The sequence below is a fragment of the Pseudomonas abyssi genome, assembly GCF_002307495.1.
Lineage (GTDB): Bacteria > Pseudomonadota > Gammaproteobacteria > Pseudomonadales > Pseudomonadaceae > Halopseudomonas > Halopseudomonas abyssi.
This window is the reverse complement of sequence record NZ_NTMR01000003.1, coordinates 353982-366018: the sequence shown is the minus strand read 5'-3', so window position 1 is coordinate 366018 and position 12037 is coordinate 353982. Positions and strand designations below refer to the sequence as shown.

The 12037-nt window shown below is 63.4% G+C and carries 9 protein-coding genes and 1 tRNA gene; 7 read left to right on the top strand and 3 right to left on the bottom strand.

Features of this window, described 5'->3' with window-relative positions; all coding sequences use genetic code 11:
* Positions 1 to 6 precede the first annotated feature (6 nt).
* Positions 7 to 2307, top strand: coding sequence for an EAL domain-containing protein (locus tag CNQ84_RS04200; RefSeq protein WP_096003649.1), 2301 nt, complete (start codon positions 7 to 9; stop codon positions 2305 to 2307).
* Here the strand turns inward: CNQ84_RS04200 and CNQ84_RS04195 are convergent.
* Complete coding sequence (locus tag CNQ84_RS04195; protein ID WP_096003648.1) at positions 2288 to 4630, bottom strand: putative bifunctional diguanylate cyclase/phosphodiesterase; 2343 nt, start codon at positions 4628 to 4630, stop codon at positions 2288 to 2290. The two genes, CNQ84_RS04200 and CNQ84_RS04195, sit on opposite strands and share 20 nt — an antisense overlap.
* Complete coding sequence (locus CNQ84_RS04190; RefSeq protein ID WP_096003647.1) at positions 4620 to 5285, bottom strand: methylamine utilization protein; 666 nt, start codon at positions 5283 to 5285, stop codon at positions 4620 to 4622. Before CNQ84_RS04190 ends, CNQ84_RS04195 begins: the two co-directional genes overlap by 11 nt.
* A gap of 221 nt (positions 5286 to 5506) precedes the next feature.
* On the opposite strand from CNQ84_RS04190, the gene CNQ84_RS04185 reads away from it, so the two are divergent.
* The 6 genes from CNQ84_RS04185 (at position 5507) to CNQ84_RS04160 (ending at position 11275) form a co-directional block, all read left to right on the top strand.
* Positions 5507 to 6505, top strand: coding sequence for an LLM class flavin-dependent oxidoreductase (locus CNQ84_RS04185; protein ID WP_096003646.1), 999 nt, complete (start codon positions 5507 to 5509; stop codon positions 6503 to 6505).
* Positions 6506 to 6595: 90 nt separating this feature from the next.
* Positions 6596 to 6669: transfer RNA gene (locus tag CNQ84_RS04180), tRNA-Gly, on the top strand.
* Between the two features lie 221 nt (positions 6670 to 6890).
* Positions 6891 to 7355, top strand: coding sequence for a bacterioferritin (gene bfr / locus CNQ84_RS04175; RefSeq protein ID WP_083726964.1), 465 nt, complete (start codon positions 6891 to 6893; stop codon positions 7353 to 7355).
* Positions 7356 to 7722: 367 nt separating this feature from the next.
* Positions 7723 to 8550: an FAD binding domain-containing protein gene (locus tag CNQ84_RS04170; protein ID WP_165771219.1), complete on the top strand. Its 828-nt coding sequence runs from the start codon at positions 7723 to 7725 to the stop codon at positions 8548 to 8550.
* On the top strand, positions 8547 to 10808 hold the full coding sequence (locus CNQ84_RS04165; RefSeq protein WP_165771218.1) for a xanthine dehydrogenase family protein molybdopterin-binding subunit: 2262 nt from the start codon (positions 8547 to 8549) through the stop codon (positions 10806 to 10808). The genes CNQ84_RS04170 and CNQ84_RS04165 overlap by 4 nt, the downstream gene beginning before the upstream one ends.
* Positions 10805 to 11275, top strand: a complete 471-nt coding sequence (locus CNQ84_RS04160; protein ID WP_096003643.1) for a (2Fe-2S)-binding protein — start codon at positions 10805 to 10807, stop codon at positions 11273 to 11275. The genes CNQ84_RS04165 and CNQ84_RS04160 overlap by 4 nt, the downstream gene beginning before the upstream one ends.
* Here the strand turns inward: CNQ84_RS04160 and CNQ84_RS21045 are convergent.
* Positions 11272 to 12036, bottom strand: coding sequence for a methyl-accepting chemotaxis protein (locus CNQ84_RS21045; RefSeq protein ID WP_425439946.1), 765 nt, complete (start codon positions 12034 to 12036; stop codon positions 11272 to 11274). The two genes, CNQ84_RS04160 and CNQ84_RS21045, sit on opposite strands and share 4 nt — an antisense overlap.
* Position 12037 lies beyond the last annotated feature (1 nt).

Below are 12037 nucleotides of genomic sequence, written 5' to 3'. Positions count from 1 at the left end.
AAGGGAATGCTGCCAGTCAAACGCGCGATCATGATCCTGCTCAGCCTGATGGTCGCGCTGGTACTGGTAGTCAGCTGGCTGATGGCAAGCGCGAATCTAGAGTTCGCCGAAAAAGCCATGGCGCAGCTGCGCCAACGCCAGATTGCCGACACCTTCTATGCCAACCTCGACCGCATCAACGCCCACCACCGCCTGATGGCGCAAAGCACCGCAGGCCTGGCCCGCGCCGGCGCCCTGATGCCGCGCCTGGGCGAGGAGCTGGACGACAGCCTGCGCCGAGCCCTGCAAGACTTCCCCGACACCCACGGCAGCACCCTCTGGTACGCCGATGGTGCCCTGCCCGCTCGCTACGCCTACCGACAGGGCCAGCGCCTTGCCGTGACCGACGTCCCGGGCGCAGAACAAGTACAGCTGCGTGCGTGGTTCCAGCGCCTGCGAGCCGCCAACAAGGCGACTGACAGCGACCCGAGCCAGAGCTGGACCGCGGCCTACTACAAGGACAGCATCAGCAGCGTCGTGATCAGCCACGCCGCTTTAATCACCAACAGCGCAGGTATGCCGATCGGCCTGGCCGTCACCGACTGGCTGGCCGACGACATCATTCGCACCATCAGCCGGGTCGAAGTCACGCCCGGTACCTTTGCGTTCTTGCTGGACCACGCCAACCGCAACCTGTCCAGCCTGTCCGCCGCAACCGATCAGGCGCAGGCACAACCCTTGATCAACGCCGTGATTGATCTCCAGCTGGGCAACCAGCTGGAGCCTCAAGCGCTGCCTCAGGTGGTCAACGCGCGTCAGCTGACGGCACCGCTGCAGCAGCTGCAGCAGACCCTGGCCGGCGACGATTACCGACTCTTCTTTGCCCGCAGCCAGGCCGGCATGATCTTCGGCATTGGCGTACCGCAGGCCGAGATAGACGCCGTGCTGGCGCCCATGCGCGAAAGCAACCTGCGCATTCAGCTGATCGCCGGCATCATCATGCTGCTGATTTCAGCGCTGGTGCTGTACCTGGTGGCCGGCACCCTGCGCCAGTTGCAGACCCTGTACACCGACAGCCTGACCGGCCTGCCCAACCGCGAGCGTCTGCTGGCCGACCTGAAGAAAAGCCACACCGCCAGCCTCATCCTGCTGAATATCGACTCGTTCAAGGAAATTAACGACTTTTACGGCCACAACTGCGGCGATCACGTAATCATCAGCCTGGCCCACGCACTGCAGGAGAAGCTGGACACCAACCCCGACTGGCGCGGCGCCCGGTTGTACCGCATGCCCGCCGACGAACTGGCCATCTGGCTGCCCGGGCACCATAACGCCGAGCAGTTGACGCCCGCCCTGGAACAGCTGCTGGTGTTTATCGGCGAGCTGCAGGTGCGCTGGGAAGACCAGCCCCTGACCCTCAACGCCAGCTTGGGCGTGGCCTGCAGCCAGCAGGGCAACGCCGCCGACCTGAGCGGCGAGCAATTGCTGCACGGAGCCAACATCGCCCTGGAACTGGCACGTCTGAATCTGGAAAGTTTTGTGTTCTACGATGCCAGCCAGCGCGTGCGTGAAAGCTACGAGCAGAACCTGATCGGCGCCAACCGCTTGCGCGCCGCGCTGGAGAGTGGCCGTATCGTTGCCTTCTACCAACCCATTCTCAATCTGACCAGCGGCCAGATCGACAAGTACGAGTGCCTGGTTCGCATGCTCGACGAGCAGGGCGAACCCATCAGCCCGATTCACTTTCTGGACCTGGCCAAGAAGATTCGTCTTTACCGCACCCTCACCCGCCGCATGGTTGATCTGGCGCTGGAGCGCTTCGAGGGACAGCCGTGGAGCTTTTCGCTCAACCTCTCTTGCGAGGACCTGCTGGACCCGGAGCTGACCGACCATATCCTCGAGTCCATCGCCACCCGCAACATGGGCAGGCAGGTTATCTTCGAGATTCTGGAATCGGAAGGTATCGAGAACTACAGCGCGGTACGGCAGTTCATTGACCGCGCCAAGGCGCAGGGTTGCCGGATCGCCATTGATGATTTTGGCACCGGTTACTCCAACTTCGAGCACCTGCTGCGCCTGGACGTGGACTTGATCAAGATCGATGGCAGCCTGATCCGCCAACTCGACAGCAACCCCACCGCACTGACCCTATGCCGCGGCATTGTGCAGTTTGCGCAGGAGTTGAGCATGCAGACGGTAGCCGAATTCGTGCATAACCCCGCCGTGCTGAGTCAGGTGCGCGCGCTCGGTATTCAGCACGCTCAGGGCGCCGCCATCGGCATGCCGTCGGCCGCCCTGATTACCGAGATCACACTGGCGAAGGACTAACCCCCACCTCCCGTTCTGCCAGATAGGCGAAGCGCGCCTGCGCCTCACCCAACCAGGCTTCCAGCACCTCGGCCGCTACCGGACGGCTGACAAAATAGCCCTGGGCGTAGTCACAGCCGCGCTGCTGCAGCCAGTGCAGCGTGTCTTCGCTTTCTATCCCTTCGGCAATCACCGCCAGCCCCATGTTGTGCGCCAGTTCGATGGTCGAGCGCACGATCACCGCATCATCGCTGCCCTCTGTCAACTGCAGCACAAAGGACTTGTCGATCTTCAGGTACTGCACCGGCAGACTCTTGAGCATCGCCAGCGAAGAGTACCCGGTACCGTAGTCGTCCACGGCCAGACTGATCCCGCTGTCGCGCAGCCGTTGCAGGCTCGCCAGACTGCGTTCAGGTTCGCGCATCAAGGCGCTTTCGGTGACCTCCAGAGACAGGTAGCGCGGCGCCACCTGATGTCGTTCCAACGCCTGCTCGACCTGTTCAGGAAAGCTCGCATCCTCCAGATCCAGCGCCGAAATGTTCATCGCCACCTGCAGCTCGATGCCGCGCGACAGCCACTCACGCACCTGTGCCAGCACCGCGTTCAGCACCCACTGTGTCAGCAGGGCGATGCTCCCGGTCTGCTCGGCCAGCACGATAAATTCATCCGGGCGAATCGGCCCCAGGCGCTGGTGGTGCCAACGCATCAGCGCCTCGACCTGCGGCACCTGCCCGCTCGCCAGCGCCAGCTTGGGCTGGTACACCACGCTCAGCTCCTCATGGCGCGGCGCGTAGGCAATATCGCGCGCCAGCTGCAGGCGACGCTGGTAGGCTTCATCGCGCTGCGCCTGATACACCGCCACGCGATGATCTCCCGGCTCGGCATCGGCCAGTGCCATACTGGCCTGGCGCAACAACTCAGTCACACCGCTGCCCTGACGCGGCCACTCCACCAGCCCGGCCAGCCACTGCGGGCGCAGCTTGACCTGCTCGATCTGCAGTTTGTCTGCCAACAGCCCCAGCAACTGATCCACCAGCAGCACCGCGTCGTCCAACGCGCGCCCTTCGAGTAACAGCACAAACCCGCTACCCGGCTGCCAGGCCAGCAAACTGCGTGGCGGCAAGGCCGCGTTCAGGCGCTCGGCAGACTGACAGACCAGGTTGTCGACCAGATCCTGCCCATGCGCGTTGACCAGCTGCGCCAGCTCATCCAGGTTGCACTGGGCCAGCACCCCGCTCTGGCCGCCGGCAACCGCGCTTTGCAGGCGCTCACGCACCATCGCGAGATTGGGCAGCCCGGTCAGCGGGTCATGCATGGCGTTATGCGCCAGCTGCTGCTCGCGCTCGGCAATACGTTCGCGCATCAGGTCAATGCTGTCGGCCAACATGCCTAACTCATCGGCCCGGCGGCGTTTGAGCCAGACACGAAACTGGTAGTCGCCACGACCGATACGCCGCGCCGCGTCGGCCAGGCTGGCCACCGGGCGCGCCAGACTGCCCGCCAGCCAGACTGCCAGTAGTGACGACGCCAGCAAGGCAATCAGGGTAATCAGCAGCAGCTCGCGCTTCAGCACTGCAAAGCTGGCCAGCAGATCGCGCAGCGGGCTAATCAGCTGCACGTGCACCGCATAAGGCGCCTGCTCCAGCAGGCTGAGCTGGACCAGCTGGTAGCGCTCACCATCCAGATTCAAGGTCTGCTTGTCCCGCATCGACCCCGGCGGCCACTGCTGGGCAGCAGGAAGCGTGCTCAGCGCATGCTGCACTTCGCCGTCGTAGCTGCTGACAAAGCGAATATCCAGCCCGGTCAGCTCGCGCAGCTCATCGGCCAGCGCCTGGTCCAGGCGAAAGGCCATGGCGACCTCGCCAACCGGCAAGGGTGCGCGCAGCACGGCATCGACCAGTAGATACGGCTGCTGATCAATGACTGCGATAAGCGCCTCAGGAGACAAACTGGCCACCGCCTGAATCTGCGCTTGACCATCGCGACCGGGGGCGCTGGCAATCCGCAACTCGCCAGCGGCGTCGAAGAACAGGGCCTGATCGGCACCAATGCGCCGCGCCTGATTATCCAGGGCGGAAGCGATGGTCGGCAGATCACCACTGGCCACCGCTTGGCGGAAGCCAAAATCCGCAGCCAGAATCTGGGTAGCCGTAGCCAGTTCCCGGGCTCGGGCATCCAGTACGCTGCGAAACACGCGAGCACCCAACTCCAATTGTCGTGCAGCCTGCCGCTCGGCAGAGAGAGTGGTGCTGGTGTAAACCGCGACAAACACCGCCAGCAGCACCAGCGCCAACAGCCCGACCAGCAGCAGGATCAACCGGCTGCGCAGGCTCTTAATAACCATCTGTGCCACCGCCTCCGGGACCGTAGCGCCGCAGCAGAGAGGGAGTGTCGTCCTGGCTGGCGGCCAACGGGGCGTAGCTGATTGGCAGTTCGAGCTGCTGCAGTTGCGTCAGATCCAGCTCACCCAGCGGCTGCGGTGGCTGATCCGCCAGCTGCGGATGCCACCAGGATACCGGCCACCGCCCGGCCGGCAGGGCGGGCAGCTGGACGTTGCCCTGTCCATCGCTAATGGCAAACCGGGGGCTATCGGTGACCACAATGTAGCCGACCATGCTGTCATGAATATTGCAGCCCAACACCACCACCCCAGGCTGGCTGAGTATCACCGGCGGCGCGTCGGTGCCGGCAAACAGACTGAGTTCAAACGTTTTGGCGGGCGAGAAGGAATAGACGTGGTGGCGCACATCATCGCTGTTGGGAAAGGTCACCTCACTGCCGCTGGGCACCACCAGGACGCGGGGTACAAAACGCCGACTGACCTGATCCATCACATAAGGCCCCGTGCTGGCAGGGGGCACCCCGTCAATCATCAGCACCAGCCTCGGCAAGGGCTCCCCATCTTGATCCAGCACCTGCAACTCGGACGCCTCACCGGCTGACGCCAGCCCAAGCACTACCGACGCCAGACACACGCTGACGAAGCTGTTACCACGCATCCCCGTACTCCCTGTTATAACGGTCGCGCTCTAAAGCGGGCGCAGCCCTTGACACCCACAGTCAGCGCAGCAGACTACAGCGAGTCCGCAGCACACACTCAGGCAGGCTTTGGCAGGCTGACAGGCGCGCAACAGACACGCGCAGCCATCAACCCTTCCTATACAGCCCGGTTCACCGACGATAGCATAACGAAATCATTTACCAATACGCAGGCCATCCGATGACGCAGCACGCCATAACGCTGTCCGTACTGGACCTCTGTTCCATTGCCGAAGGCGCCACACCGGCCACCGCCCTGCACAACGCACTGGAGTTGGCGCAGCACTGTGAAGCGCTGGGCTATCGACGTTTCTGGGTGGCCGAGCACCACAACATGACGGGCATTGCCAGCGCAGCCACCTCCGTGGTCATGGGCTATCTGGCAGCAGGCACCAAACGCATCCGCATCGGCTCGGGCGGCATCATGCTGCCCAACCACGCACCGCTGCAGATTGCCGAGCAGTTTGGCACTCTGGAATCGCTCTACCCGGGGCGCATTGACCTCGGTCTGGGCCGCGCACCGGGCACCGACGGCATGACCGCCCAGGCATTGCGCCGCGGCCGCACGGACGGCGAAGATTTTCCACAGATGCTGGATGAACTGCGTCAGCTGTTTGCACCAGCCAAACCCGGCCAGCGACTGCGCGCCGTTCCGGGCGCCGGCTTGAATGTGCCCATCTGGCTGCTCGGCTCCAGCACCTTCAGCGCGCAGTTGGCCGGCCGATTGGGTCTGCCCTTTGCCTTCGCCGGTCAGTTCTCGCCCGACTACCTGTTCAGCGCCTTGCGCCTGTATCGCGAAAGCTTTACCCCGAGCGAGCAACTGCCCACGCCCTACGCCATGCTGGGCATTAACGCCTACCTCGCCGACGATCGCGAACAGGCCCATTACCTGGCCAGCTCCCACCAACAGGCTTTTCTCAACCTGATCCGGGGTACGCCGGGGCAGTTGCCGCCGCCGACCCATGACATGGAGTCGCTGTGGCAGCCGCATGAACGCCATCAGGTCATGTCGACACTGTCCGGCAGCCTGACTGGTGATGTTGATGCGGTTGGCGCTCAGTTAGCCGAACTGCTGGAACGTACCGGCGTCAACGAGCTGATCGTCAACAGCCCTATTTTTGACCAGAGCGCGCGCCAGCACAGCTACGCCTTGCTCAAGCGGGTTACCGAGGCGCTCTAGAAAGCACCCTATTGCGCAGCCGATGCGACAAGGCATAAGCGTATCTGCCCCTTCCCTGTCGCAGGCGACTCTGGTAAAAAGAGCGCCTGCGCGGGTGTAGTTCAATGGTAGAACGGCAGCTTCCCAAGCTGCATACGAGGGTTCGATTCCCTTCACCCGCTCCACGCAGCCCTGCCTCCCTTACTTAAAATCTCCAGTTTTCAATAACTTGCTGCCAAGCGAGAAACCTTTGCGCGCGCGAACCGCTCTGCTTCGCACTTCCCTTACTAACAAAATACATATAACCCCTTGTAATCATTAGAATTTTTTGATGATTTCATGGCATTCTGCGGCAACATCCGTCACAATGCCCCAATCGTTTATCAATGAGTGGGAGAGCAGCGCCATGCAAGGTCATCCGGACGTCGTCAATTGCCTGATCGAGCTGTTGCGCGGAGAGCTGGGTGCGCGTGATCAGTACTTCCTGCACTCGCGCCTGTACGAAGATATGGGTTACGCCAAGCTGTACGAGCGCATCAACCACGAAATGGAAGAAGAAACCCAGCACGCCGATGCCATCCTCAAGCGCATCCTGTTCCTGGAAGGCAAACCGGACATGCGGCCGTCGGTGATCACCCCCGGCTTTACCGTGCAGGAAATGCTGGAGTCGGACCTCAAGCTGGAATATGAAGTACGCGAGAACCTGGCCAAGGCCATCGCTCTGTGCGAACGCTGCGCTGATTACCAGACCCGCGAAATTCTCGAGCTTCAGTTGCAGGATACCGAAGAAGACCATGCCTACTGGCTGGAACAGCAGCTGCGCCTGATCAAGATGGTTGGCGAGAAGAACTACCTGCAATCGCAGATGTAATCCCTTCCCTCAATCCAGAAGCCCCGTCGCCACGGGGCTTTTTTGTATCTGCCCCCGCCCCGCCCACCCGCACCTCTTTACGCTGTCGGCTCCGAGCCGTAGGTGCAGCCCCGACAGAGAATCCTGACCTTTTGATCAACATTACCTTGAGCGCACGCCGACCCCAATAGCTTGCACCAACACTGACCAGTACACGCCTTTTACGCACTTCAAATGCACTATTTCGATAAACATCGCAAAGGCCACCAGCTTCAACGCAAACAAATATTGACCATAAAGACAGCTATTTAGCGAGTCTGCTTGCAAGCAGTCACGTGTGGCACCCATTCTGCATCAACCCGGAGCACAAACCCGATGGAGCGCTCCCGTGACCTTGCCGCCCTGCCCCGACCGTCGCCACACCCAGGTTCTATTTCCGTCCAGCGCCGAGGAAGCCGCCATCTTGGCCTCGCGCCATCAGGCACCCTACCTTGCGGGCGCCAGCGCCGCACAACTTGGCTGGAGCAAGAGCACAGGCTGGCCGGCGAAGGCAATCAGTCTGCACGCACTCGACGACCTGCAAGGGTGCCGGCGCGCAGTGGATCACTGGTCCATCGGTGCCTTGGCTCGGCTGTCGGAACTGACCAGCAACCGTGCGCTGTGCCGCGAGCTGCCAACGCTGCACGGCGCGCTGCTGGGCGTTGGCGCCCCGGGCGTTCGTCACCTTGCCACGCTGGGCGGCAATATTGGCTTTGCAGGCGATCTAATGCCCATACTGCTGGTGCTGGATACCCAGGTGGACTGGATGCAGGGTGCAGGCCCGCTGCACCAAAGCGCCCTCTCCGACTGGTTGTCCCAAGCCCCCGAGCACGCATTGATCACCCGTATTCGCATTCCCCTACCGGGCCCCGGCAGACAGCTGCGCATGGAGAAGTTGGCCAGCCGCGAAGCCTTCAACCCTCCGCTGTTGAACATCGCCAGCAGTTGGCAATGGCAGCCCTTTGCCCAGGCGCACCTGGCCGCCGGCGGCGCGGGTCTGGCGCCGCGTCGTCTGCGCAGCTGCGAGCAGGCCTTCAACGGCGACGCCACTCTAATCCCGACGGCCGCCACCCTGCTGCCGCTGCTTGCCCGTGACCTGCCTGAGCAGGCCGCGCAGCCGCTGCTGCCAATCGCAGCCAATCTTCTGCTCGATCAATGGAGCGCCAGCCGCTTATGAGCACCAACGACTTCACGCCTCGTCAGCTGAACGCCGACAACTTCGCTGATCGCTGGCAACAACGGCCTGACGCGCGCAGCAAAGCCCGCGGCGAGCAGCGCTACCCCACCGACGAGCTGGCGTGGCCTGGGCTGCTACATGGGCGCATCCTGCGCAGCCCTTTCCCCCACGCGCAGATCACCGGCATCAATGTGGACGCCGCACGCGAGCTGCCTGGCGTGCGCGCGGTGGTCACCGCAGCAGACATCCCCGGTGACAACCACTATGGCATCGTCTTTCGCGACCAACCGGTGTTCTGCACGGACCGCGTTCGCTACCTGGGCGATGCGCTGGCGGCAGTGGCAGCCGACACACCCGAGATCGCTGCGCACGCGCTCAGCCTGATTGAGGTGCAGTACACCGAGCTGCCGGTGCTCGGCGACCCGGCCGCCGCGCTGGCCGACGGCGCACCGCCGCTGCACCCCGGTGGCAATCTGCTGGACAGCTCGCTACTGGAGCACGGCGATGTCGAGGCCGCTTTCAAGGCCTGTGCCTTCGTGGTCGAGGGCCGCTACAGCACCCCAAGACAAATGCATGTCTTTATGGAAACCGAGGGCGGTGTGGCGGTACCCGACAACCAGGGCGGGCTGACCTTCCGGGTGGGCTGCCAGAGCGGTCACCGCGACCGCGAGCAACTGGCGAGCATTCTCGATCTACCGCTGGACAAGGTACGCGTTATCGGTCTGGCGACTGGCGGCGGCTTTGGCGGCAAGGATGAACTGACCATGCAGCCGGCAGCCGGTTTGCTGGCTCTGCGCACCGGCCGCCCGGTGCGCATCCATTTTGATCGCCGCGAATCCACTATCGCAGGCATCAAGCGCCACCCGGTCGAACTGGTTGCCCGCACCGGCTGCGACGCGCAGGGCAACATCCTCGCCCACCAACTGCATGCCGTGCTGGATACCGGCGCCTACGCCACCCTTGGCCCCGCCGTGCTCACCAACCTGACGGACCACGCCGCCGCACCGCTGTATCGCATCCCCAATGTGAAAGTAACCGGCCAGTTGGTCTACACCAACAACAGCGTTGCCGGTGCCTTTCGCGGCTTCGGCGGCAACCAGGCGACCTTCGCCGTGGAGAGTCAGCTGGACAAGCTGGCAGCGGCGGCGGGCCTGCACCCGGCAGAGCTGCGCAAGCGCAACCTGCGTACGCCGGACGACCCGGGCGTCGAGGGTCAGACTCAGCAACAGCCCTGCGATCCACGGTTACTGCTGGATGCCGCACTGGCCTCCCCGCTCTGGGAAAACGCCACAGAGAGCGACCACCGCCGCTGGCTGACCGGTGTCGGTATGGCTCTGGGAGCACAGGGCAACGGGCTGGGCAATGGCCTGCCGGACTCTGGCGGCGCGCGCCTGCACTTGAGCGCAGCCGGTCGCATCGAACTGGCCTTTGGCTTTATCGAGTATGGTCAGGGGGTGATCGCGGCAGTAGAGCATCTGGCCTGCGAGTATCTGGGCTGCGCCCCCGACGACCTGGATATTCGCCTCGGCGACTCCAGCGGCCCGGACTCGGGCCCGACCAGCGCCTCGCGCAGCAGCGTGATTGCGGTAGAAGCACTGCGCCGTTTGCAGCCGCAGTGGCGTGCCGCACTGCAGGATATCGCCGGGCGCCACGCCGACGACCTTGCACCAGGGCGAGGCGGCCTGTGCACACCCAGTGGAGACCTGCGCATCAGCTACGCCAAACTGGCCAAGATGGCTGCACAACGCCCCGTGTTGAAGGTACATTTCGACTTTCCTACCGGCCCGGACGCCACCCCGCGCGGCCGCTACCTGCAACTGCTGATCGCCAGCGTGGCCCGTGTCGCCGTTGACCGACTGACCGGCCGGGTGCGCGTTCTGCAGCTTCATCACATCACCGCCGGCGGCAAGGTCATCCACCCACCCAGCTATCTGGGCCAGATCGAAGGCGCAGCCGTGATGGGCATGGGCATGGCCCTGCTGGAGGACGTCCCCATGCAGGACGGCCAATTCCTGCTCGACAACCTCGACGCCTACCTGATTCCGACCCTGGCCGATGCGCCAGAGCAACGGGTGGATGTGATCGAAGCAATCCTCGGCGGCGAAAGCTACCCGGTACGCGGCATCGGCGAGCTGGGCATTGAAGCCATCAGCCCCGCCTTGATCGCCGCCATCGAAAACGCTACCGGCGTACGAATGCACAGCCTGCCGGTACGCCCGACAACCCTGCTCACCGCCATGCAGGAGCAACACCCATGAGCGAACCACGCTTGACCCTGCAGTTCACCGTCAACGGCAGCGAGCAGATAATCGAGGTATCCCCCACCCGGCGCCTGCTCGACATCCTGCGATCAGACCTCAACCTGACCGGCCCGAAAGAAGGCTGCAGCATCGGCCGCTGTGGCGCCTGCAGCGTATTGGTCGATGGCCAATCAACACCCGCCTGCCTGCTGCTGGCCTGCCAGTTGCAAGGGCGCTCGGTGCAAACCATTGAAGGGCTGCGCGACGAGCCGGTGTTCGAGCGGGTATCCGCCGCACTGGTCAATGCCGGCGCGCTGCAATGCGGCTACTGCACACCGGGTATCGCCAGCACCCTGACCGCCGCCCTGCGCAATAACCCGACAGCCACGGCGCAGGAGCTGGAGCAGGCGCTGTACGGCAACCTCTGTCGCTGCACCGGGTACACCGGCCTGCGCCAGGCGGTTGCCGAGCTGGCCCGTACCTAAATGCGGAAACTACCGACCAGTTGCCGCAGCCGGGTAACCTGATCCTCCAGCGAGGCACAGGCCCGCAAGGTGGCCTGCAGATTATCGACACCTTCCTGGTTGAGGGTGTTGATCTCGGTAATATCGACGTTGAGGCTTTCGATGACCGAAGTCTGCTCCTCGGTAGCCGCCGCGACCGATTGGTTCATGTTATCGATATCACCAACGCCGTGGGTAATCTCGGTCAGACGGGTACCCGCCTGACCGGCAACCTCGACACTGTGCTGACTGTACTGCTGACTGTCGGTCATGATGCCGACCGCTGCGCTGGCATCGCTGCGCAGATTCTCGATCATCTCGTGAATCTCGCTTGCCGAGGTCTGGGTACGGTGTGCCAGGTTGCGCACCTCATCAGCAACCACGGCAAACCCGCGCCCGGCTTCACCGGCGCGCGCCGCTTCAATGGCCGCGTTCAGCGCCAGCAGGTTGGTCTGCTCGGAAATGCTCTGAATGACCTCAAGAATCCGGCCAATATCGGTGGTCTTGTGGCTGAGCGCCTGGATCGTATCGCTCGACTCGCTGATCTTGGCCGACAGCTCCTGCATGGCTGTAATCGACTGGCTGACGACCGCCGAGCCCTGCTCCGCGCCCTGCCGCGCCTGACTGGCCTGCGCAGAGGCGTCAGCGGCGTTGCGCGCGATCTCCTGGGCAGCGGCGCCCAACTCGTTAATGGCAGCGGCAACACTGTTGGTGCGACTGGCCTGTTCATCGGAGCTGGCCATG